Consider the following 22,852-nt stretch of genomic DNA (forward strand, 5'->3'; position numbering starts at 1 on the left):
ACCAGTGTGGGCGCGCCGCGCCGCGCCGGGGAGCGCCGATCTGTCGGTAATCTCGACGGACGCTCGACAGTTTGGCCCATCATGCCCGCGACCCTCCGCACCCTCCTCGACGACCAGTCGTTCCCCCTGCGCGTGCTGACGCGGCCCGACGACGAGGCGCTCGACCGCCCGCTGTCGTGGGTGCACAGCTCCGATCTGCTCGATCCGACTCCGTACCTCGAGGCGGGCAACCTGCTGCTGACCAACGGGGCGCAGTTCTCTCCGGATCCGGATGCCGATCAGGCACGGGCCTACTGCCAACGACTGCGCGCGCTCGGGGTGGCGGGTCTCGGCTTCGCGACCGACATCATCCACGACCGCGTGCCCGAGGCCGTGGTGCGCGCGGGAGAGGCCGCCGACCTGCCGATCGTCGAGATCGCGGATCGTGCGCCGTTCATCCGGATCATCCGCTTCGTCGCCGACATCATCGCCGCAGAAGGCGCCGCGCGCCTGTCGTGGCTGCTCGACGCCCAGCGCGCGGTGGCGCGGGCCGCGGTGCGCGACGACGGCCTGCGCGAGATCCTCGCCACCCTCTCGCGCCTGCTCGACGCGTGGGTCGAGCTGTACGACGCGGTCGGCGGGCGCCTGTCGTCGCCGGGCCTGCGTGCGGCCCCGTCCGAGGTCGAGGCGGAGGTCGGCCGCGACGTGCGGCGCCTGCTCGAGCGACGCACCGCGGCGAGCCTCGTCGTGCCGTCGGCCGGTCACGCGCTGGTGCAGACGATCGGGCAGAGCGGGCGGTTGCGCGGCGTGCTCGCGGTGGGTGGGCCCGAGCCGCTCGACCCCGCGGGCCGGGATCTCGTGGCCTCGGTGGTGGCGCTCGCCAGTATCGCGCTCGAGCAGCAGCGTGGGCTGCAGTCAGCCCTGCGCGGCGTACGCGCGGGCGTCATCGACCTGCTGGTCGACGGACACGGCGACACGGCGCGGCGGGTGGCCGAGTCGGCGTTCGGCGGGCTGCCCTCGGAGCCGTACCTCGTCGGGGTCGTGCGCGGGGCCGGGGCGCTGCCCGGACTGCTCGACGAACTCGACCTCGTCTCGAGCGATCCGACCCGCATGTTCTCCGCCGAGCGCGGCGACGACGTCATCGTGCTCGCGGCCGAGGGGGCGGCATCCGCCCTCGGAGCTCTCGCCGAGCGGCGGGGCCTGTGCGTCGGCACCGCCCGTCACGAGGCGGGCGACGACCTCGCCGAGGGTCTGCGGCGGGCGGCGCACGCTGCGCGCAATGCCGAGACCGGCGTGGTGCGCGCTTATGACGAGCTCGCGGGGCGCGGTCTGGTGGGGGCGCTGCGCGAGCGCGGCGGCGAGGTGCTCGCGCGCTCCCTGCTCCGCCCGCTCGACGGCCTCCCGACGATCGAGCGGGAGCGGCTGCTCGCCTCGGCGCGGGTCTGGCTCGACGCGAACGGCGCCTGGGATCCCGCGGCGCGGAGTCTCGGCATCCACCGCCACACCCTAAGGGCGCGCATGGCGCAGCTCGAACAGGTGCTCGAGATCGACCTGTCGAGCTTCGCCGCGCGCACCGAGCTGTGGGCGGCGATGGAGCTCGCCGGCTGACCGCTCCCTCGCGCGCGTGAGGGGTCGATTTCTGTCGCCTCCGCGCGCGCCAGGCGACACTTCTCGACCCCTCACGCGAAGTCCGGTGCACCGACACGGCAGCGCGCGTGAGGGGTCGATTTCTGTCGCCTGGGCGCGTGCCAGGCGACACTTCTCGACCGCTCACGCGAAGTCCGGTGCAGCGACACGGCAGCACGCGTGAGGGGTCGATTTCTGTCGCCTGGGCGCGCGCCAGGCGACACTTTTCGACCCCTCACGCGAGGTGCGGGACGGAACGACGGATGCCGCGACCCCGAGCCTGCGGAGAGCCCGGGGGCGCGGCATCCGGTGCCGACGATTCAGCTGTTCTGGGGGAAGCCGAGGTTGATGCCGCCGTGGGTGGCGGGGTCGAGCCAGCGGCTCGTGACGGCCTTCTCGCGGGTGAAGAAGTCGAAGCCGTGCACGCCGTAGGCCTTCGCGTCGCCGAACAGCGACTTCTTCCAGCCGCCGAACGAGTGGTACGCCACGGGCACGGGGATGGGCACGTTGATGCCGATCATGCCCACCTGCACCTCGTGCTGGAAGCGGCGGGCGGCTCCGCCGTCGTTGGTGAAGATCGCCGTGCCGTTGCCGAACTCGCCGCTGTTGATGAGGGCGAGGCCCTCTTCGTAGGTCTTCACGCGCACGACCGAGAGCACGGGGCCGAAGATCTCCTCGGTGTAGGCGCGCGAGCTGGTCGGCACCTCGTCGAGCAGGGTGGGTCCGAAGAAGAAACCCTCCTCATGTCCGTCGACCGAGAAGCCGCGGCCGTCGACGACGATGGTCGCGCCGTCGGCCTCGGCGATGTCGACGTACGACGACACCTTGTCGCGGTGGGCGCCCGAGATGAGCGGGCCCATGTCGGGCTCGTCGGCATCCGCGCCGTTTCCGATGCGCAGCTTGGCGATGCGCTCGGTGACCTTGGCGATCAGTTCGTCGGCGACGGGGTCGACGGCCAGCACGACCGATACGGCCATGCACCGCTCGCCCGCGGCGCCAAAGCCGGCGTTGACGGCGGAGTCGGCCACGAGGTCGAGGTCGGCGTCGGGGAGCACCAGCATGTGGTTCTTCGCGCCGCCCAGGGCCTGCACGCGCTTGCCGTTCTTCGACGCGGTCTCGTAGATGTACTGCGCGATGGGGGTCGAGCCGACGAACGAGATCGACTGCACCTCGGGTGCCTCGAGCAGCCCGTCGACGGCGACCTTGTCGCCCTGCAGCACCGTGAAGGCGCCGGCGGGAAGACCGGCCTCCTTCCACAGGCGCGCGAGCCAGAGCGAGGCGGAGGGGTCCTTCTCGCTCGGCTTGAGCACGACGGCGTTGCCGGCGGCCAGGGCGATGGGGAAGAACCACATCGGCACCATGGCGGGAAAGTTGAAGGGGCTGATGATGCCGACGACGCCAAGCGGCTGCTTGAGCGAGTACACGTCGACTCCGCTGGAGGCGTTCTCGCTGTAGGCGCCCTTGATGAGGTGCGGGAAGCCGGTCGCGAGCTCGACGACCTCCTGGCCGCGGGCGATCTCGCCCATCGCGTCGGAGAGCACCTTGCCGTGCTCGGCGGTGAGGATCGCGGCCAGCTCGTCCTTGCGCGCGTTGAGCAGCTCGCGGAACGCGAACAGCACGCTCTGGCGCTTGGCGATCGAGTACCCGCTCCACTCGGCGAAGCCGCGCGTGGCCGAGGCGATCGCGGCCTGAATGTCGGCCTCGTCGGCCAGGGCGACGTGCGCCTGCACCGCGCCGGTGGCGGGGTTGTACACGGGGGCGGTGCGTCCGCCCGTCGGGGCGCTCTCGGCGCCGTCGATCCAGTGCGCGATGACGGGGAGGTCGTGGTCGGTCATGCCCCCAGTAAAGGGCCGTCACCCTCGTGGCGCTGCTGCCAATCCGGCGCGCGGACCCGAAGGCGCGGGACAGACCGGCATGCGGAGTCTGGGAGCACCCGATGAACGCAGCGCTGAGTTTGAGAACGATTATCAGCAGCGATACTCTGAACGCATGACCCGACGCATCCTCGCCCCCCTCGTCCTCGGTACCGCCTCCGTCCTCGCGCTCGCCGGATGCGCGGGCACGTCGACCTCGACAGGCGCGACCGGGAACGCCGACGCCAAGGTGACGGTCGTCGCATCCACCGACGTCTACGGCTCGATCGCCGAGGCCGTCGGCGGCGACTTCGTCGACGTGCAGTCGATCATCACCTCGCCCACGCAGGACCCGCACGAGTACGAGGCGAGCGCGCAAGATCAGCTCACGCTCAAGAACGCCGGGCTCGTCATCGAGAACGGCGCCGGCTACGACTCCTTCATGGAGTCGCTCATCGAGGCCAGCGGCACCACCGCCCCGGTGATCACCGCCGTGGAGTACAACCACGACTACCCCGGCGCGGAGTCACACGACGACGCGGCCACGCCGGCGGCGAGCGAGGGCGCCGACGACCACGACCACGCCGAGGGTGACGGTCACGACCACATCGAGGGCTTCAACGAGCACGTCTGGTACGACCCGCACACGGTCGAAGACCTCGCCGGCGAGATCGCCGAGCACCTGGGCGAACTGGCCCCCGACCACGTCGCCGACTTCAACGCCAACGCCGCCGCGTTCACGCAGCAGGTCGCGGGACTCGAGGACTCGCTCGCGAAGATCGAGGCGACGGATGCCGGCGCGAAGGTGTTCGTGACCGAGCCGGTGCCCGTGTACCTGACCACCGCCGCCGGGCTCGACAACGCGACGCCGAACGAGTTCAGCGAGGCTGTCGAGGAGGGCCAGGACGTGCCGCCCGCGACACTTCTGGAGTCGCTGCAGCTGCTCGACTCGGGCGAGGTCAAGGTCATGATCGTCAACCCGCAGACCGGCGGCGCCGAGGTGACGCAGGTCGAAGACGAGGCCAAGGCGAAGAACATCCCGGTGATCGAATTCACCGAAACGCTCCCCGAGGGACAGACTTACATCTCGTGGATGCAGAGCAACATCGCGGCGCTGACCGACGCGCTGGCGGCGTGAGCGCGGCGGTACCGCTGCGTATCCGCGGCGCCGCGCTCGAGCGCGGCGGCCGCGAGCTGTGGTCGGGACTCGACCTCGAGGTGCAGCCCGGCGAGCTGGTGGCCGTGCTCGGCCCGAGCGGCTCGGGCAAGACGACGCTGCTGCGCGCGATCCTCGGACTCGAGCGGGTCAGCGCCGGCTCCGTCGAGGCCCTCGGCGCCCCGGTCCGCCGGGCGGGCAACCGCCGCATCGGCTACATCCCCCAGCAGCGTCCGCTTCCGCGCGAGACCCCGTTGCGCGGGCGCGACATCATCGGCCTCGGCGTCGACGGTCACCGACTCGGTCTGCCGCTGTCGCGCAAGAAGGACCGCGCGCGCATCGACGAGCTGCTCGAGGCGGTCGGGGCGACGGCGTTCGGCGACCGACCGGTGGGGCTGCTCTCGGGCGGCGAACAGCAGCGTCTGCGCGTGGGCCAGGCTCTCGCCGACGACCCCGCGCTGCTGCTGTGCGATGAGCCGCTGACGAGCCTCGACCTCGCCAACCAGCAGGCCGTCGTGCGCCTGATCGACCGCCATCGCCGCGAGCGCAACGCCGCCGTGCTGCTGGTCACGCACGACATCAACCCCGTGCTCTCGCACGTCGATCGCATCCTCTATATCGCGAACGGCCGCTTCACCCTGGGCACCCCCGACGAGGTGCTCACGACCGAGACCCTCTCGGCCCTGTACGGCGCCCCCGTCTACGTCGTGCGCGCGGGCGACCAGCTGATCGTCGTCGGTGCTCCGGATGCCGAGGACGCCCACCACCATCACCACGGCGAGGACGACGAATGAACTGGTCCGACGTCGGCCACGCCCTGTTCGGCGGGGTGAGCCAGTACGGCGCCATCCTCGACCTGGTGCAGAACTCCGTGTACGCCGGAGCGGTGCTCGGGCTCGTCGGCGGCCTGATCGGCGTGTTCGTGATGCAGCGCGACATGGCCTTCGCCGTCCACGGCATCAGCGAGCTGTCGTTCGCCGGCGCCGCAGTGGCCCTGCTCATCGGCGCCGACGTCGTCTCCGGCTCGATCGTGGGCTCGCTCATCGCCGCCGCCCTCATCGGCGTGCTCGGGGCCCGTGCGCGCGATCGCAACTCGATCATCGGCGTGCTCATGCCGTTCGGTCTGGGTGTCGGCATCCTGTGCCTGTCGCTCTACAACGGACGCAGCGCCACGCGTTTCAGCCTGCTGACCGGGCAGATCGTGTCGGTGCAGAGCGGACAGCTGGGCTGGCTCGTCGTGATCGGCGTCGCGGTACTCGTGGCCCTGCTGCTCATCTGGCGTCCGCTGCGCTTCGACTCCCTCGACCCGCAGTCGGCGGCCGCGCGCGGAGTGCCCACCACGGCGGTCTCGCTGGCGTTCATGCTGCTGCTCGGCCTGATCGTGGCCGTGGCCGTGCACATCATCGGCGCGCTGCTGGTGATGGCGCTGCTGGTCACCCCGGCCGCGGCCGCGATGCGCGTGGCATCCGGGCCGCTCTCGGTCCCCGTGCTGGCCGCGCTCTTCGGCTTCGTTTCGGCGGTGGGCGGCGTGCTGCTCGCGGTGGCGGGAACGCTCCCCGTGAGCCCGTACATCACGACCATCTCGTTCGCGATCTACCTCGTGTGCCGCCTCATCGGCGCCCGGCGCGAGCGCACGACACGCGCCTTCTGATCGCGCCGGCACGCGCCCAGCCGATTCACCGACGCCGTCGATAGACTCCCGGCCATGGTCCAGCGCAATACGTGGCAGCGCGAGCGCGTGCGCGAAGCCCTCTCCGGAGCGGGCGGCTTCGTCAGCGCGCAGTCGCTGCACGCCACCCTGCGCGACGAGAACACCGGCATCGGCCTCGCGACCGTGTATCGCACGCTCGCCGGTCTCGCCGCCCGCGGCGACGCCGACTCGCTGCAGAGCCCCGAGGGCGAGAACCTGTTCCGCGCCTGCGAGAGCCGCGGTCACCACCACCACCTGATCTGCCGTTCGTGCGGCAAGGCCGTCGAGATCGCCGCGACCGACGTCGAGGACTGGGCCCAGCGCACCGCCGCGCAGAACGGGTTCATCGAAGCCGAGCACGTGGTCGACATCTTCGGCCTATGCACCGACTGCGCCCTCGCACGGGCCCGCGAGCGTGGCGACGAGTAGTCGCACCATGGCCCCCGCGCCGCAGCGGTCGGGGTCCTCCCGCACCCTCGTCGCGCTCGGCCTGGGTGTGCTCGTGGTCACCGCGCTGTTCCTCGTCGACGCCTTCGCGCCGACCTTCTTCGCCCAGCCGCTGCCCACCCGTGCGCAGGACGGACTCACCCTCGCTCTGAGCGTGCTGATCGAGTCGCTGCCGTTCGTGGTGCTCGGCGTCGTGCTGTCGATCCTCGTGCAGGTGTGGGTGCCGCCGGGGGCGATCGAGCGGTGGATGCCGCGCGCGCCGTGGGCGCGCCGGGCCGTGCTGTCGCTGCTGGGCATGTTCATCCCGGTCTGCGAGTGCGGCAACGTCCCCTTCGCGCGCGGGCTCATGATGCGCGGGTTCGGGGTGAGCGACACCCTGACCTTCCTCGTCGCTGCGCCCATCGTGAACCCCATCGTCATCATCTCCACGCACGCGGCGTTCGGCTTCAGCGACGGCATCCTCGTGGCGCGCCTGATCGGCGGTTTCCTGGTCGCCAACCTTCTCGGATGGCTGTACAGTCGGCATCCCGATCCCGACAAGCTGCTCACCGAGCGCTTCCTCGAGACCTGCGAGATCGTCGTGCAGGAGCGCGGCGACCGGGGTCGGCGCACCCTCGCCCAGCTGGTGGTCGAGCTGCGCTCGGTCATGCCGGCGCTGATCATCGGATCGCTCCTGGCCGGCGCGGTGCAGGTGCTCGTGCCGCGCAGCGCCCTGCTGGCGATCGGCTCCGACCCGGCCCTGTCGATCGCGGCGATGGTGGTGCTCGCGATCGTGGTGTCGCTGTGCTCCAACGTCGACGCGTTCTTCGCCCTGTCGTTCGCGTCGACCTTCACGCCCGGCTCGATCGTCGCCTTCCTCGTGGTCGGCCCGATCATCGACCTCAAGATGATGGCGCTGCTGCGCACGACCTTCACCACCCGCGTGCTCGCGGGCATGACGGTCGTCGTGGTGCTGTTCGCCTTCGCGCTCGGAACGGTGGTGAACCTGGTTGTCTAAGGCATCCGCACTCGCCACGCGCTGGCTCGGGGTGGGGCTCACCGCGTGCCTGTCGATCACGACGATCACGCTGTGGCTCACCGGCCGCATGTCGCTGTACATCAACCCCGACTCCGCGTGGTTCGCGGTACTGATGTCGGTGGTCGCGCTGATCGGGGCGATCGCGTCGTTCGCCCTGCCGCTCGGCGCCGAAGCCGATCACGGCCACGACCACGAGCACGGCCATGCGCCGGCTTCAGCGGCGGCCCGGCGCGAGGCGTTCGCGCACGCCGATCACGAGCACGCGGATGCCATGGACGACCACGACCGCGTGGCGCACGAGCACCTGGCCGCGAGGCCGCGACTCACCCCCGGCGGTATCGCCGCGTTCACCGGGGGAGTGCTGGCCTCGGGGGCTGTGATCGCCGTGCTGCTGACGCCCGCGGCCTCGCTGTCGACCGAGCTCGCCGTCTCGCGCGACGTGGGCGCTCCGCCGCTGTTCGCCGGATCCGACGTGATCACCCTCGCCGCCTCGGGCGACACCTCGACCTTCGGCATCGGCGACTGGTCGGCGGTGTTCGCGCACGCCACCAACCCCGAGACCTTCGACGGCAAGCCCGTCACCCTCACCGGCTTCATCACCCCGGCCGCTGACGGCTCGACCTTCGACCTGACCCGCCTCGTGATCACGCACTGCGTGATCGACGCCCAGACCGCCCGCCTGCCCATCGCCGCCACCGTCGATGCCCCCTCGACGGGTCAGTGGGTGACGGTCACGGGCACGGTGCGCTCCAGCGGCGACGGCAAGCTCGAGGTGCACGCCGATCAGGTCGCCTCGATCGACGAGCCGGCGGATCCGTATGAGTACTGACAGCCGCCGCGCCGCGAGCGCCGGGTCGTCGCGTCGCGCCCGTTCGCGCAAGCGCCGCGGCCGCGGCTTCGCGATCGCGTTCGCCGTGGTGCTCGTCGGCCTCATCGTGGTCGGCGGTCTCGGCGGTGTCGTGGCGGTCGCGCAGGGCCCGCGCGTGACGGATGTGCAGGTCGACCCCGCGGCCGCGGTCGCGGCATCGGGATCGCGCGTGATCCTCACCACGACGCAGTCGCTCGAGACGGTCGACCCCTCGCAGGTCGTGGTCGAGCCCGCGGCCCCCTTCACCGTCGACACGGCCGGCCGCAGCGTCGGCGTGCGCTTCACCCTGCCGCTGCGCGACGACACCGACTACCGCATCACCGTCAACGGCGTGAACGGCCTCGGCGCGGGACCTTCGTCGACCCTCACGGAGAGCTTCCGCACGCCGCCCCTGCAGGCCTTCCTCATGCAGCGCGGCACGCCCGAGGGCGACACGATCTTCCGCACCGATCTGAAGGGCGAGGCCGGGCTCCCCGTCTTCGTGCACCCGCACATCGAGGACTTCCGCGCGACCGCCAACCACCTGGTCATCTCGGTGCGCGACGGCGAGACCGCTCGGGTCATCGTGACCGACCTCGACGGCAAGAACCAGCGCGACATCGCCTTGCCCGGCCCGGGATTCGTCTCGAACCTGCAATCGGCCGACCGCGGAGAGCGGATCGGATTCACGTTCTCGGATGCCGACCTCAGTGCCGCCGGGGGACGCGAGAGCCGTCTGTTCACGGCGTCGGCGGCCGACGACGCCCCGCCCACCGAGGTGGGTCTGAACGGCGGCGACGTGCGCATCGCCGACTACCGCTTCGTGCCCGACACCGACAGCATGCTCGTGCTCACCTTCGACTCGCGATTGCTGCTCACCGACGCCCAGGGCGGCAATGCGGCGCCGCTCGGCAGCGCCGTGTCGATCGACGGCATCGCCCGCGGGTCGTCGGTGGCGGTGGTGGAGCGCCTCGAAGGCATCCGCGAGATCAACCTCACCGACGGCTCCGAGCAGGGACTCGTCGACCCCGTCGATCCGCCGGGGCTCGCCGGTCGCGCGACGCCCGTGCCGGGGACCGATGCGGGCACCATCCGCTCGTTCGCCGACATCAGCTCCGACGGGGTCTCGCGCTCGACGATCGTGGCCCACGTGGCCACCGACGGCACCGTCGACCCGCTGGTCGAGGTGCCCGGTGCCGACACCGTGCTCCAGACGTGCGTCTCGCCCAGCGGTCGCTACGCCGCCGTGCTCGTCGCACCGCGCGCGGTCGACAACCCCTACGACCGCTACCAGCTGCCGCTTCCCGAGCGCCTGCTCACGCACCTCGTCGAGATCGACACGGGGCAGGAGGTCGTCGCCCTGCAGGGCTTCGACCTGTCGTGGTGCCAGGTGCCGCCGCAGTGACCCCGGCCGCGACCCGACCCGCGTCGCGCGACGAGCTGTCGGCCCTGCCCGTCGAGGTCGCCCCGCTGCTGCTCGGCGCGCTGCTTGAGACGGTGGTCGCGGCCGAGCGCGTGGTCGTGCGTCTGACCGAGGTCGAGGCCTACCACGGGCTCGGCACCGGCGACCGGCCCGACCCGGGCTCGCACGCCCGCATGGGCCCGACGGCGCGCAACGCCACGATGTGGGGCGAGCCCGGCCACCTCTACGTGTACCTGAGCCACGGCATCCACTCGTGCGTCAACGTCGTCTGCGGACCCGAGGGGGTCGCCGGCGGTGTGCTCCTGCGCGGCGCTGAGGTGGTCGAGGGTGAGGCGGTGGCCGAGCGTCGACGACTCGAGCGCCGCGGTGCCGTGCGCAGCGCGCGCGACCTCGCCCGCGGACCCGGCCGGCTCGGCGACGCCGTGGGCCTGCGGCATCCGGTGCACGACGGGATCGACGCGGTGACCGGTGCGGAGCACGCGGGAGCACGAGCGCGCCTGCTGCTGCCGGCCGTGCCGGTCGCCCGCGTGGCGACAGGCCCACGGGTCGGTGTGGCGGGCATCGCGGGGACGGCGGCGTTCCCGTGGCGCTTCTGGATCGAGGGGGATGCCACGGTCTCGGCGTTCCGCTGGGGCCGGGGAGCCGCGGAGGCGGCGGGTGGGGCGTGAGGTGGCTGAGCTCGTCGAAGCCCCCGGTCCCTTCGGCAGGCTCAGGGCGGGCACGCTGTCCGTGCTAGACTGATTCCTTGTCTGCGCGCACTCCAGCACGCAGTTCGCATCCCTCTTCCCGATCCCGGCCTTTCGCCGTGCTCGGGCGGGGTGCAGACAAGGGATCTTGGGTGGCACCGTCCGGTGTCACGGTACAGAAGGAGACATCACCATGGCAGCAGTGTGCCAGGTGACTGGAGCGGTTCCCGGCTTCGGTCACAACATCTCGCACTCGCACCGCCGGACGAAGCGCCGCTTCGACCCGAACGTGCAGAAGAAGACCTACTTCGTTCCGTCGCTGGGTCGCAACATCAAGCTCAACGTTTCGGCGAAGGGCATCAAGGTCATCGACGCTCGCGGCATCGAGTCCGTCGTCCGTGACCTGCAGGCGAAGGGCGTGAAGCTGTAATGGCGAAGAAGGCTCAGGACGTTCGTCCGATCATCAAGCTGCGTTCGACCGCCGGCACGGGGTACACCTACGTGACGCGCAAGAACCGCCGCAACAACCCCGACCGCATCGTGCTCAAGAAGTACGACCCCGTGGTCCGCAAGCACGTCGACTTCCGAGAGGAGCGCTAAGCACATGGCTAAGAAGAGCAAGATCGCGCGCAACGAGCAGCGCAAGGTCGTCGTCGAGCGCTACGCCGCGAAGCGCGCCGAGCTGAAGAAGACCCTGGTCGACCCCAACGCGACCGACGAGGCCCGCGAGGCCGCCCGCGTGGGTCTGCAGAAGCTCCCCCGCAACGCGTCGCCCGCGCGCGTGCGCAGCCGCGACGTCATCGACGGCCGCCCCCGTGGTGTCCTCACGAAGTTCGGCGTCTCGCGCGTCCGCTTCCGTGACATGGCCCACCGTGGCGAGCTGCCCGGTGTGACCAAGTCGTCCTGGTAAGCACCAGACACCTGTCCGAAGGGCGGGGGTTCCCGAAAGGGGCCCCCGCCCTTCGGCGTTCTCAGACGCGGACGCCGGAGAGGTGCTCGACCGCCTCGGTGCGCCCGCTCACGCCGAGCTTGAGGTAGATCGAGCGCACCTGGCTCTTGACGGTGTTCACCGACACGCCTCTCGCCTGCGCGATCTCGGCGAGGCTCAGCGAGGAGTGCAGCTGCGCGACCAGGTCGCGCTCGGTCGGGGTGAGGCGCAACGGCACGTCGGTCGCGCGGGCGGGGCGGTCGTCGCCCGGGGCCGCCATGAGACTGATGGTGCGCGCGAGATCGGGCAGCATCTCGGCCAGATCGGGCCTGGTGCCCGCGACCGTCTCGACCAGGCGCATCGTCTCGTCGCGCGGGAGCATCGAGAACGTCGTCGCCCAGATACCGGTCTGCGCCATGATCAAGAGCGCCGCCTCGACGCTCTGTCGAGCGCGGCGGTCGTCGCCCAGGCGGTTCCACGCGAGGGCCCGGCCCAACAGCACCGGCATGAACGTGCGCAGGCAGTGGTCGGTCTCGGCGGCCATGCACGCGTCGGTCTCGCGCAGAAGATCGCGCTCCCGACCCAGTTGCAGCAGGGCGGCGGAACGCTGCATCGAGAAACACACGCCGTGACCTGCGGGATTGTCGTACGGTTCGAGAATGGCGAGAGCTTGAACGGCGTCACCCTGGGCGACGTAGGTGTCCGACAGGATGATCACGACGAACGAGCGCACCATGCGATGGCTTTCGTGGCTGCCGCTCGAGTGCAGCAATTGTCGCGCTCCGGCGCGCGCGCCGCCGAAGTCGCGGCGCAGCAGCTGCACCATGACCTCGGCGGCGCGCGCCGTATAGCTCGCGGAGGGGCTGTCGGGGAAGGCCTCGTCGAGCACGCGCGGGACGCGCGCCAGCCGGTCGACGTCGAGGCTCGCCGCCGACGTGAGGATCTCGGCCAACAGCAGGATGTAGGCCTGCTCGGCCGCGGGCCATCCGTTCTCGGCGAACAGACGCGCCGCCGCTTCTCGTGACGACTCGGCCGCGTCGAACTCGCCGTTGATGGCGTGCCCGAGCGCCATGACCGACAGGGCGCGGTAGCGCAGCGCCGGAGCATCCGCGAACAGCAGCGCCTCGGCACCGAAGCGTGTGGCGACCTGCGCCCATCCGAGGGCGGCGCAATACTCGCCGACGCTGGTGTAGAGCAGAGCGCGCGCGCCCGATGACAGGGCGGTTGGTCGGAGAAGGCGGACGTCGTCGAAGTACTGGCGGACGAGCCGGGTGCCGTCGGCCAGCGCATCGCGGCGCGCGCGGGCCGCGAGGAGAGCGGCGACGGTGAGGGCACGCTCATCGGTCCAGACGGGCGGCGGCTCCGGGAGGTCGGCCTCGGCGAGGAGGGCGAGGTGCCGCGAGAGGGGCACGCCGTGTCCTGGCGCGAGGCGCAGGGCGGTCGACAGCGCCGCGGCACGGAACGTCGCGCGAGCATCGACGGATGACGGGGTTCCGGGCATGACGACTCCAAGGGATACGCGCCCGCGGGGTCGGGTGTCGCTTCGCGATCGGATCCCCGCGGGGGAGATGCGCGAAATCCTAGGACGGACGTTAACCCCCACCCGCGGTTCCACCCCCGGCCAGGCGTCTCCCTTCCGACAGCACACCCCCGAGATCGCCCGTGGACGTCCATATCTTCACCCGCACCGTGCGGCGGCGGGGACGGGGACTGCCGCGCAGGGGCCTCACGCGCCCCCTCAGCCCCTCCCGCACCGCGACACGCCGTCGAGAAAGGCGCAAAATCCGTCAAGATCCGCGTAATTCCGCGGTTCGGTTGATACTGTCGAGGCGGTCTCCCGACCAACGGGGAGGATTTCCTCTCCGTCCGCGTAACGAGAGGCGACCCGCGTGGTCGTCTGGAGGACAAACCACATGGCCGACAAGTCCATCACCAAGACCGAGCTCGTCGCGAGCATCGCCAGCGCGACCGGGCAGAGCCAGTCCGCCGTGTCGGGCGTGCTCGACTCCCTCTTCTCCACCGTCTCCGAGGCGGTTGCCAAGGGCAGCAAGGTCTCTATCCCCGGTTGGATCGCCTTCGAGCAGGTCGCGACCTCGGCCCGCACCGGCCGCAACCCGCAGACGGGTGAGGAGATCTCCATCCCCGCCGGCAAGCGCGTCAAGGTGACCGCTGGCTCCAAGCTCAAGGCCGCCGTCAAGTAATTCGACCGCGAGTCATCGAGGGGGGATGCCGGGCGGCATCCCCCCTTCGTCGTCCCCGGGCGACGTAGGCTGGGCAGGTGAACCCCCGGCTTCTTCGTGTCGCGGGACCCGTCATCCTGATCGCGGTCTCGCTCATCGCCGTCGTCGCGGGACTCGCCTACGGCGGTGGAGCCGCCGCACCCCAACTGGCCGACCCGGGTCCGGTGGTGCGGTGGGGGCTCCCCATCGCCACGGTCATGGTCAACCTGTCGGCCGCGACCCTCGTCGGCTCGCTCGTGCTGGCGCTCTTCGCCCTCCCGGCGGGGGAGCGCCCCTTCGAGATCGCCCTCGACACGGCATCCATCGGCGCCGCCGTCTTCACCGTCGCCGCAGCCGCCACGGGTTACATGACGTTCCTCAACGTCCTCAACGCCAAACCCACCCTCGACGCCGTCTTCGGGCAGCAGCTCGGTCGATTCCTCGTCGAGAGTCCCCTCGGGCAGGCCTGGCTGCTGACCACGATCGCCGGCGCGGTGCTGACCGTGCTGACCTTTGCCGTGCGGTCGTGGTTGCCCACGCTGCTCGTCGCGATCCTCTCGCTCGCCGCGCTCATCCCGATGGGCACGCAGGGCCACGCGGGCGATGAGGCCAGCCACGACGCCGCCGTCACCTCTCTCGTGCTGCACCTCATGGCCGCGGCCGTGTGGCTCGGCGGGTTGGTGCTGCTCGTGGTCATCCGTCCCGCGATGTCGCGCACGCAGCTGCAGACCACGATGCTGCGCTACTCCTCGCTCGCTCTGGTCGCCTTCGTCGTGGTCGCGGTGTCGGGCACCGTGCGCGCCTCGATCGGACTGCTGGGGCTGCAGAACCTCTGGTCGGCCTACGGCGTGCTCGTGCTGGTCAAGGTCTTCGCCCTCGTCGCCATGGGTGTACTGGGTGCCTGGTACCGCCGCCGCCTGATCTCGCGCATGGCCGATGAGAACGGCTCGCGCCGCTTCTGGGGCGTCATCTCGCTCGAGCTGGTGTTCATGGGCATCGCCAGCGGTGTGGCCGCCGCGCTCGCCCGCACGCCCCCGCCCGTCGAGGCGCCGCTGGTGGGGCAGACGCCCGCCGAGGTGCTCACGGGCGCCCCGCTTCCGCCCGAGCTGACCCTTGAGCGCTGGTTCACGGCGTGGAACGTCGATCTGCTGTGGACCTTCGTCGTCGCGTTCGCGCTGTTCTTCTACCTCGCCGGCGTCTGGCGCCTGCTGCGCCGCGGCGACCGCTGGCCCATCCACCGCACGGTGCTGTGGTGCCTGGGCATGCTCTCGGTGTTCTGGGTGACCTCGGGTCCGCTCAACGTGTACCAGGACTACCTGTTCAGCATGCACATGATCGGGCACATGCTGCTGTCGATGGCGATCCCGCTCATGCTCGTCGCGGGTGCGCCGGTCTCACTCGCGGCGCGGGCGATCCGCAAGCGCGACGACGGCTCCCGCGGCGGTCGCGAGTGGATCCTCTGGGCCGTGCACAACCCGGTCGCCAAGGTGCTGACCAACCCCTACGTCGCCGCCGGGCTGTTCATCGGCTCGCTGTGGGGCTTCTACTACACCGACCTCTTCCGCTGGTCGCTGTACGATCACGTCGGCCACATCTGGATGGTCGCGCACTTCCTCATCACGGGCTACCTGTTCGTGCTGAGCCTGATCGGCATCGACCCGGTGCCCTACCGCCTGCCCTACCCGATGCGCCTGCTCGTGCTCATCGCGATCATGGCGATGCACGCCTTCTTCGGCATCGCGATCATGATGAACTCCGGTCTCATGGTGGCGGAGTGGTTCGGCGCGATGGGCCGCACGTGGGGCGCCACACCGCTCGAGGATCAATACGTCGGCGGTGGAGTCGCGTGGTCGGTCGGCGAGATCCCCACGCTCATCCTCGCGATCACCGTCGCGATCCAGTGGAGCCGCAGCGACGAGCGCCACCAGAAGCGCCGCGACCGCCACGTCGACCGCGTCGGCGACGTCGAGCTCGACCAGTACAACGAGGAGCTCGCGCGGCTGGCCGCCCGGGACGCCCGCGTCGCCGCCCGCGGCGGCAGCTGAGCGAGGTCAGTCCGACCCTGTTCCGCCTCCGACGAGGATCGACGCCGACCCGTCGGGCAGCACGCTGATCTGCCCGTCGACGCGGAACGCGATGTCTTCGCTGACCGTGCGGACCGAGCCGTCGAAGATCGAGCGCACGTCGACGTCGATGTGGGCCACGGCCTTGGCCGAGGGGATGCGCCAGCCCGCGCCGTCGGGCACGACCGTCACGACGGGCTGCTGCACGATCGACCAGGTGGGCGCGTCGTCGATGCGATTGCGCACCGTGTAGCCGAACGGGCAGCCGGTGGGCTGGAGCACCTGCTGCTGCGTGCAGGCCGAGAGGAAGTCCTCGACCCGCTGCTGCACCACGTCGATGAACTGTTCGGTGGGCTGCGCCTGCACCGACACCGGGAAGCCGGCCAGCGGCGCGTCGGCGAGCACGGCGACACCCGGGGTCGACGAGATCGCGGTGTCGACGGCGACCGAGTACAGCCCCGGCGAGAAGACGAGCAGGGGGAGGGATGCCGAGGGGTCGGCATCGGCGCCGTCGATCGACACCTGTCGCTTGTCGACCTCGAAGCCGTTCACCGAGAAGCGCATCGACCCCTGCACCGACAGGTTCATGACCGACAGGGGGCTGCGAGCGAAGCGCCACCGCGGCAGCAGGCTCGAGCCGGTGTCGTGGGCGACGGCGAACGTCGTCGTGCCGGTGTAGCCGCCGGCGGAGTACGACACCGTCACGAGCGTGTCGTCTCCGTCGACTTCTTCGCCGGTGATCTCGGCATCCGTCAACGTCGTCAGCACGTCGGGGCGCAGCAGCGCCTCGGACGACGTGGCCGGAAGACCGGCTGCCTCGAGCTCGGCGGAATCGACCACGACGCCGGGCACGGCCAGCGCCTCGGGGGTGCGGTGCTCCTGCAGCAGTTCGAGGTAGTGCAACACGAACGCCCGGGGGCTGTAGAAGTCGCGGTACAGGGACGCTGCTCCGGCTCCGAGCGCGGCGACCAGGAGCACGCCGATCAGAACCATCGCGGGGATCTCGAGCGGATGGCGCACGCGCGCACCACGAACGCCCTCGGGCGTCGCGGGGCCCCCGCCTGCGTTGTCCACGCCTCCAGTGTAGAAAGCCCTCCTGCGAAGGTGCCCCGCGCGTCAGTCCATGACGAGCGACTGCACCACCGCGACCGCCGCGAGCTGCCCGCCCGCGATGGCCGCGGCGAGCGAGAACAGGGGTCCGGGCAGGTGATCGGGGTGCGCGATGTCGCCCACGGCGTACACGCCCTCGACGCTGGTGCGCCCGAACGGGTCGGTGCGGGCGGCCCCCGATTCCTGCCGTTCGACGCCCAGGGCATCGAGCAGGTCGCTGCGCGAGCGCCACACGGGGGCGACGAAAGCGCCGGCGACCTCGAGGTCGCGGTCGGTCAGGTGCAGCACGAGACCGCCTTCGGAGTCCTCGACCTCGCGCACCTCGGCGGGATCGACGACGTGCACCGCGGATGCCACGGGCTCGAGCATGCGCTCCAGCATGCCCGCGTGGGCCGTCGCGTTGATCACCGCGACCGGGCGCCCGGCGAACTCGTGGCCGTGGCAGAAGGGGCAGTTGGCGACGGTGTCTCCCCAGTGCTGCGCGAGGCCGGGGATCGGCGGGAGCTCGTCGGTCACCCCCGTGGCGAGGATCACCGCGTGCGTGCGGAGACGCTCGTCGCCGACGGTGACCGTGAGGGAGCCCTCGTCGCGCGCGACGGCTGCGGCCGCGGCATCCCGGATCTCGACCGTGTCGTACGCGGCGATCTCGGCGCGGGCGATGCGCCGGAGCTCGGCCGGGTCGCGTCCGTCGTTGGTGAGCAGGTTGTGCGCGTGGCGCACGGTGGAGTTGCGGTACGTGCCCGCGTCGAGCAGCAGGGTGCGCCGGTGCATGCGGCCGAGGGTGAGGGCCGCCTGCAGCCCCGCGGGGCCGCCGCCGATGATGATCGCGTCGTACATGAGGAGTCCTTCCGCTTGCGTTCGCCTCCATGGTGTGACTTCATGTCGACATGAAGTCAAGCGCGCCGGTCGAGTCCATCGGAGAGACCGCGGCCAGGTTCGGCCTCGAGACCCACGTGCTGCGGCACTGGGAGGACGAGGGGCTGCTCCGTCCCGTCCGCGACGCGGCCGGCCGGCGGCGCTACGGCGACGACGACAGCGTGCGCGTGGCGGTGATCTTGCGCAACAAGGCGGCGGGCATGTCGCTCGAGCAGATCCGCGTGCTGCTCGATGAGGGGGCGCACGACCGGCACCGCGTGCTCGAGGAGCACGTGGCCGAGCTCGACCGCCGCGCCGCCGACATCGCACAGGCCCGCGCCATGACCGAACACGCGCTGCGCTGCCGCGCGCACGACATCACCGCGTGCCCGCGCTTCCGCAGCCACGTCGCCGACGTGCTGTCGGGCGAGGCCCGGTGGCTGTTGGCCACGACCGAGCCGATGGGCGGCCCCATCCCCCGCCCGCCGACCGAGGCGACGCGCGCGAACTAGCATGAACCGGTGACCACGCCGCCCCTCTCCGCCGAGCAGCAGGCGCTGTTCCGGCTGATCGAGGACACACGCGAGCACGTCTTCGTCACGGGTCGCGCGGGCACGGGCAAGTCGACGCTGCTGCAGCACCTGGCGTGGAACACCAAGAAGCAGATCGCCGTGTGCGCGCCCACCGGCGTCGCCGCCCTCAACGTCGAGGGTCAGACGATCCACTCGCTGTTCCGCCTGCCGATCGGGCTCATCGCCAACGGCGACATCGACCAGAACGACGCGACCCGCAAGCTCCTCAATGCCATCGACACCCTCGTCATCGACGAGATCTCGATGGTCAACGCCGACCTCATGGACGCCATCGACCGCTCTCTCCGGCAAGCGCGAGGGCGCCGTGCCGAGCCGTTCGGCGGCACGCAGATCGTCATGTTCGGCGACCCCTACCAACTCGCCCCCGTGCCGCCGCGGGGCGACGAGATGCGCTACATCCAGGACCACTACCGCTCGTTCTGGTTCTTCGACGCCAAGGTGTGGTCGGGGGAGTCGGCCAGCGACGGCCTCATCGACATCGGCCGCCACGGCGCCGACCTGCACGTCAACGAGCTGGTCGAGATCCACCGGCAGTCCGACCCGGGGTTCAAGCAGCTGCTCAACGCCGTGCGGTACGGGCGGGTGACGGCCGAGATGGCGGGAATCCTGAACACCGCCGGAGCCCGCACTCCTCCGCATCCGGCCGACGGCGAGCACCCGATCATCACGCTCGCGACCCGCAACGACCGGGTGAACACGATCAACCGCAAGCACCTCGACGAGCTCATCGGTCGCACGCAGACCGCCAACGCCGAGATCTCGGGCGACTTCGGTCGGGGCGAGGCCAACTATCCGGCCGAGATGGAGCTGACGCTCAAGGTCGGCGCGCAGGTGATGTTCCTGCGCAACGACGCGGCGCAGTTCGGCGAGGCGCCGCGCTGGGTGAACGGCACGATCGGTACGGTCACGCGCATCGCGGGCGACAGCGTGCGGGTCGAGGTCGACGGCATCGAGCACGACGTCGAACCCGCCGTGTGGGAGAGGTACCGGTACGCCTACGACCCCGGAACGAAGAACCTCTCGCGCGAGATCGTCGCCGAGTTCACCCAGTTCCCGCTGCGCCTGGCCTGGGCCGTGACCATCCACAAGTCGCAGGGCAAGACCTACGACCGAGCCGTCGTCGATTTGGGCGCGGGTGCCTTCGCGCCCGGGCAGACCTACGTCGCGCTCAGCCGGCTGACCTCGCTCGAGGGGCTCTACCTCACGCGCCCGCTGCGACCGAGCGACATCCGCGTCGACGAAGACGTGCGCCGCTTCATGAAGCAGGCGTGGCTGGCGCGGCAGGACGCCGCGAAGGCGTGAGCCTCAGGCGACGCGCGAGCGCTTCGCACGCGTGAGGTCTGCGAACAGCTCGGTCGTGAAGCGGTACGCGACCAGCACCTCGGCGATCACGCGCTCCTTCTCGTCGTCGTCCCAGGGCGCCGCGTCGAGCTGCTCGCGGTAGACGCTCTTGAAGGCTTTCGGGTCGGCGATGTCGCCGAAGAGCAGGAAGCCGATGCCGTTGGTCTCGAACCCGAACCGGCGCTGCATGAGACGCCCGATCGACGGTCCGCCCGACAGGTCGCCGACGAAACGCGTGTAGTGGTGCGCGACGAAGCCGCCCGGCCAGGTCGCCGCGACGCGACGGATGCGCGAGACGTAGGCCTGCGTGGTCGGCAACGGGGCGATGCGGTCGCGCCAGTCGGGACCGATGAGGAAGGACAGGTCGGCCTCGAGCGCGGGCAGTCGCGAGTGGGTGCCGGTGAGGAACACGGATGCCACGGGGTCGGTCCGCAGGTGAATCGCGGCCTCTTCGAGCGCGGCGTAGAGGAACCAGTGCTGGGCAATCAGCGCGATGTAATCGTCGCGCGTTCCCGCCCCGGTGAGCAGGTCGGTCATGAAGCCGTCGCACTCGCGGGTCGAGTGCGCGCCACTGGAACGCTCGCGCAGGGCGGCGGAGAACGGGGCGACGGCGTTCATGCGGCCATCATACGCACAGGGTTAGGTTCGCCTAACCCTGATTTCGCCGGGAGTCACCCCGGTCACGGCCCGTTCGTGATGCAGACGTGACGGGCGAGGAGCGCAAGGGCCCGATTCGCCCAGGTGCCGTGTGTTTGAATCGGGGGAGTACGCGCTTCGTCGTGCGCGGAAGTCCTGGGGGTTACACATGCGGGGATGGCGTCGTCCAGCGGCCATCGCGATCGCGGGGGCCAGCGCGCTCGCCGTCCTGCTCAGCGGCTGCACCGCGCAGGGATCCGTGTCGATCGACGTTCCCGCCCAGGTCGAGGCCGCACTGCCCGACGCGACGGTCGCCGAGCTGCAGGACGCCGTCGAGACCGCGATGAGCGCGTCGGGCTCCACCGGTGCGATCGTGGGCGTCTGGGCGCCGTGGAGCGGCACCTGGGTCGCCGGTCTGGGCACGCAGGGCCCAGGCGGTGCCGCGGTGACCTCCGACATGGAGTTCCGCGCCACCGACGTCACGCGCGCGATGACCTGCGACGTGCTCTACAGCCTCGCCGCCGACGGCACGCTGACCATGAGCGACCCGGTCACCACCTGGGTGAGCGGCGTCCCCGGCTACGAAGACATCACCCTGCGTCAGCTGTGCGACAGCACGTCGGGACTGAACGCCTACACGCCGGTACTGCAGGGCTTGCTCGCGAACAACCCCGACCGCGTGTGGAACCCCCGCGAACTGATGGCCTACGGCATCGCGGGCCCGCGCCTGAACGCGCCCGGCGCCGCGTTCGCGGACGTCGACACCAACTACGTCCTCGCCGGCCTCGCCGTCGAGCGCGCGACGGGTCAATCCCTGGCCGACGCCATCGCCGAGCATGTCACCGGCCCGCTGGGGTTGAGCGCCACCGGTCTGCCCGCGCCCGCTCCTGCCGCGCCGGGGACGAACGCGCTCGAGGGCTACTGGTCGCAGCGCAACGCCGAGGGCGCCATGAACTGCACCGACCCGGGTGATTACACCGTCTTGTCGTCGAGCTTCGGCGGAGCGGATTCCGGCGCGGTGACGAACATCACCGACCTCGGTCGTTACACGCAGGCTCTGGCTGCGGGCTCTCTCCTTCCCGCCGGGGACGACCGATTCGCGAACGCGTTGTCGGTCAACGCGCAGAGCCCCACTTGGTTCACGGCCGCGGGCGGCGCCTACCAGGCGGGCTCGCTGATCGGTCAGTTCGGAGCGACCCCCGGGTACATCGTGGGATCGTTCGCCGATCCCACGACGGGGATGTCGGTCGCCGTCGTCCTGAACAACTCCGGAGGCGGCAAGGGGTTCGGCGCCTGGTTGGCGTGGGAGCTCGCGGCGATCGCGTCGAAGGCACCCGCCGCCGAGGGGCAGACCACGCCCGAAGCCGGCCTGCCGTGGACCGCGCAGCAGATGCGCGACCTCGTCGTCGGAAACGCGATCTGCCCCCTCCCCGCCGGATGACGTCGTCATGACCGCACGCGGCGGCCAGGGGTCGGCCGCGGCGCTGGTGTTCGCAGGCCTCGCCTGCCAAGAGGTCGGCGCCTCGTTCGCCGTCATGCTGTTCCCCGACACGGGGCCGCTCGGCATCGTCATGCTGCGCCTGGTGTTCTCGGCGCTCCTGCTGCTGCTCGTCGCCCGACCGCGGTGGCGCGGGCACACGGGGTCGGCCTGGCTCTCGGTCGTCGGCTTCGGCGTCGTGCTCGCCGCCATGAACGGTCTCTTCTACCTCGCCCTCGAGCGCCTGCCGCTCGGAGTCACCGTCACGATCGAGGTGCTCGGTCCGCTGACCCTGTCGATCCTGACGGCCACCGGTGCCGCGCGCTGGCTGTGGGCCGGTCTCGCACTCGCGGGAGTCATCGCCCTCGGCGCGGGCGGATGGGACCGGCTCGACGCGCTCGGAGTGGTGTTCGCCCTCGGCGCCGCCGTCAGCTGGGCGCTGTACATCCTCGCCTCGGCCCGCGTGGGCCGACAGTTCCCCCGCCTCGACGGCCTGGCCATCGCGATGACGGTCGGTGCCGTGATCGCGCTGCCGTTCGGCGTCTTCCAGGCCGGCGCATCCCTGCTGCGCATCGACATCCTCGCCCTCGGCGCGGCCGTCGCCCTGCTGTCGTCAACCATCCCCTATGCGCTCGAGCTCATCGCGCTGCGCCGGCTCGCGGCATCCGCCTTCGCGATCCTCATGAGCCTGGGCCCCGCCACCGCTTCGGTCGCCGGCTTCCTGCTGCTCGGCCAGCACCTGTCGTGGCTCGAGATCATCGGCATCGCCCTCGTCATCACCGCCAGCATCGGCGCCGTGCTCGCCGCGGCACGCCGCAGCGCCGGGGCACGGCATCCGGGTCCCGATGCCGATGAGCCGCTGAGCGAGCCCGTCGGCTGACCGGATGCCATGGCCCGGGCGACCC

Annotated in this window: 23 protein-coding genes; 18 read left to right on the plus strand and 5 right to left on the minus strand. The window is 71.0% G+C overall.

What is annotated here, in order from left to right:
- Positions 1-81 precede the first annotated feature (81 nt).
- A complete protein-coding gene (locus M3667_RS14755) occupies positions 82-1,587 on the plus strand; it encodes a PucR family transcriptional regulator (RefSeq protein WP_251509098.1) in 1,506 nt (501 codons plus the stop codon).
- Positions 1,588-1,925: 338 nt separating this feature from the next.
- On the opposite strand, the gene M3667_RS14760 is transcribed toward M3667_RS14755, so the two are convergent.
- Positions 1,926-3,440 carry a CoA-acylating methylmalonate-semialdehyde dehydrogenase gene (locus tag M3667_RS14760; RefSeq protein WP_251509099.1) on the minus strand — a complete coding sequence of 505 codons (1,515 nt, stop codon included), beginning with the start codon at positions 3,438-3,440 and terminating at the stop codon, positions 1,926-1,928.
- A 154-nt stretch (positions 3,441-3,594) separates the two neighbouring features.
- On the opposite strand from M3667_RS14760, the gene M3667_RS14765 reads away from it, so the two are divergent.
- From M3667_RS14765 to rpsN, 11 genes are all read left to right on the plus strand, one after another.
- Complete coding sequence (locus M3667_RS14765; protein WP_251509100.1) at positions 3,595-4,596, plus strand: metal ABC transporter solute-binding protein, Zn/Mn family; 1,002 nt, start codon at positions 3,595-3,597, stop codon at positions 4,594-4,596.
- A complete protein-coding gene (locus M3667_RS14770) occupies positions 4,593-5,408 on the plus strand; it encodes a metal ABC transporter ATP-binding protein (RefSeq protein ID WP_251509101.1) in 816 nt (271 codons plus the stop codon). Before M3667_RS14765 ends, M3667_RS14770 begins: the two co-directional genes overlap by 4 nt.
- Positions 5,405-6,265, plus strand: coding sequence for a metal ABC transporter permease (locus M3667_RS14775; RefSeq protein ID WP_251509103.1), 861 nt, complete (start codon positions 5,405-5,407; stop codon positions 6,263-6,265). The genes M3667_RS14770 and M3667_RS14775 overlap by 4 nt, the downstream gene beginning before the upstream one ends.
- Before the next feature lie 54 nt (positions 6,266-6,319).
- Entirely contained in the window at positions 6,320-6,733 is a 414-nt protein-coding gene (locus M3667_RS14780) for a Fur family transcriptional regulator (protein ID WP_251509104.1), read from the plus strand.
- Between the two features lie 7 nt (positions 6,734-6,740).
- The gene (locus M3667_RS14785) at positions 6,741-7,748 is read left to right on the plus strand and encodes a permease (RefSeq protein WP_251509107.1); all 1,008 of its coding nucleotides are present in this window, start codon (positions 6,741-6,743) and stop codon (positions 7,746-7,748) included.
- Positions 7,741-8,598, plus strand: a complete 858-nt coding sequence (locus M3667_RS14790) for a DUF1980 domain-containing protein (RefSeq protein ID WP_251509108.1) — start codon at positions 7,741-7,743, stop codon at positions 8,596-8,598. Before M3667_RS14785 ends, M3667_RS14790 begins: the two co-directional genes overlap by 8 nt.
- On the plus strand, positions 8,588-10,021 hold the full coding sequence (locus M3667_RS14795; RefSeq protein WP_251509109.1) for a hypothetical protein: 1,434 nt from the start codon (positions 8,588-8,590) through the stop codon (positions 10,019-10,021). Before M3667_RS14790 ends, M3667_RS14795 begins: the two co-directional genes overlap by 11 nt.
- Complete coding sequence (locus tag M3667_RS14800) at positions 10,018-10,707, plus strand: DNA-3-methyladenine glycosylase (protein ID WP_251509110.1); 690 nt, start codon at positions 10,018-10,020, stop codon at positions 10,705-10,707. The genes M3667_RS14795 and M3667_RS14800 overlap by 4 nt, the downstream gene beginning before the upstream one ends.
- Before the next feature lie 211 nt (positions 10,708-10,918).
- Positions 10,919-11,155: a 50S ribosomal protein L28 gene (gene rpmB / locus M3667_RS14805; protein ID WP_055832508.1), complete on the plus strand. Its 237-nt coding sequence runs from the start codon at positions 10,919-10,921 to the stop codon at positions 11,153-11,155.
- Entirely contained in the window at positions 11,155-11,325 is a 171-nt protein-coding gene (rpmG, locus tag M3667_RS14810) for a 50S ribosomal protein L33 (RefSeq protein ID WP_013584775.1), read from the plus strand. Before rpmB ends, rpmG begins: the two co-directional genes overlap by 1 nt.
- A 4-nt stretch (positions 11,326-11,329) precedes the next feature.
- Positions 11,330-11,635, plus strand: coding sequence for a 30S ribosomal protein S14 (gene rpsN, locus M3667_RS14815; protein ID WP_022878196.1), 306 nt, complete (start codon positions 11,330-11,332; stop codon positions 11,633-11,635).
- A gap of 61 nt (positions 11,636-11,696) precedes the next feature.
- Here the strand turns inward: rpsN and M3667_RS14820 are convergent, their stop codons facing one another.
- Entirely contained in the window at positions 11,697-13,154 is a 1,458-nt protein-coding gene (locus tag M3667_RS14820; RefSeq protein WP_251509112.1) for a helix-turn-helix transcriptional regulator, read from the minus strand.
- 412 nt (positions 13,155-13,566) lie between these two features.
- Between M3667_RS14820 and M3667_RS14825 the strand changes: the two genes are divergently transcribed.
- Together M3667_RS14825 and M3667_RS14830 are read left to right on the plus strand one after the other, a co-directional pair.
- A complete protein-coding gene (locus tag M3667_RS14825; RefSeq protein ID WP_013584778.1) occupies positions 13,567-13,854 on the plus strand; it encodes an HU family DNA-binding protein in 288 nt (95 codons plus the stop codon).
- 77 nt (positions 13,855-13,931) lie between these two features.
- Positions 13,932-15,917 (plus strand): cytochrome c oxidase assembly protein, encoded by a 1,986-nt coding sequence (locus M3667_RS14830; RefSeq protein WP_251509114.1) that lies wholly within the window; start codon positions 13,932-13,934, stop codon positions 15,915-15,917.
- Positions 15,918-15,923: 6 nt separating this feature from the next.
- Here the strand turns inward: M3667_RS14830 and M3667_RS14835 are convergent, their stop codons facing one another.
- On the minus strand, positions 15,924-17,009 hold the full coding sequence (locus M3667_RS14835) for a hypothetical protein (protein ID WP_251509115.1): 1,086 nt from the start codon (positions 17,007-17,009) through the stop codon (positions 15,924-15,926).
- A gap of 42 nt (positions 17,010-17,051) precedes the next feature.
- Positions 17,052-17,882, minus strand: a complete 831-nt coding sequence (locus M3667_RS14840) for an NAD(P)/FAD-dependent oxidoreductase (RefSeq protein ID WP_251509117.1) — start codon at positions 17,880-17,882, stop codon at positions 17,052-17,054.
- A 50-nt stretch (positions 17,883-17,932) separates the two neighbouring features.
- On the opposite strand from M3667_RS14840, the gene M3667_RS14845 reads away from it, so the two are divergent.
- On the plus strand, positions 17,933-18,412 hold the full coding sequence (locus tag M3667_RS14845; RefSeq protein WP_251509121.1) for a MerR family transcriptional regulator: 480 nt from the start codon (positions 17,933-17,935) through the stop codon (positions 18,410-18,412).
- A gap of 9 nt (positions 18,413-18,421) precedes the next feature.
- Entirely contained in the window at positions 18,422-19,795 is a 1,374-nt protein-coding gene (locus tag M3667_RS14850) for an ATP-dependent RecD-like DNA helicase (protein ID WP_144831311.1), read from the plus strand.
- A 3-nt stretch (positions 19,796-19,798) separates the two neighbouring features.
- On the opposite strand, the gene M3667_RS14855 is transcribed toward M3667_RS14850, so the two are convergent.
- Positions 19,799-20,452 (minus strand): heme oxygenase (biliverdin-producing), encoded by a 654-nt coding sequence (locus M3667_RS14855; protein WP_251509124.1) that lies wholly within the window; start codon positions 20,450-20,452, stop codon positions 19,799-19,801.
- A 187-nt stretch (positions 20,453-20,639) separates the two neighbouring features.
- Here M3667_RS14855 and M3667_RS14860 point away from each other — a divergent pair, with 187 nt between their 5' ends.
- The gene (locus M3667_RS14860; protein WP_251509126.1) at positions 20,640-21,911 is read left to right on the plus strand and encodes a serine hydrolase; all 1,272 of its coding nucleotides are present in this window, start codon (positions 20,640-20,642) and stop codon (positions 21,909-21,911) included.
- 7 nt (positions 21,912-21,918) lie between these two features.
- Positions 21,919-22,827 (plus strand): DMT family transporter, encoded by a 909-nt coding sequence (locus M3667_RS14865; RefSeq protein WP_251509129.1) that lies wholly within the window; start codon positions 21,919-21,921, stop codon positions 22,825-22,827.
- Positions 22,828-22,852: the final 25 nt, after the last annotated feature.

The organism is Microbacterium sp. P26, from assembly GCF_023712585.1.
In the GTDB taxonomy this organism is placed as follows: domain Bacteria; phylum Actinomycetota; class Actinomycetes; order Actinomycetales; family Microbacteriaceae; genus Microbacterium; species Microbacterium algihabitans_A.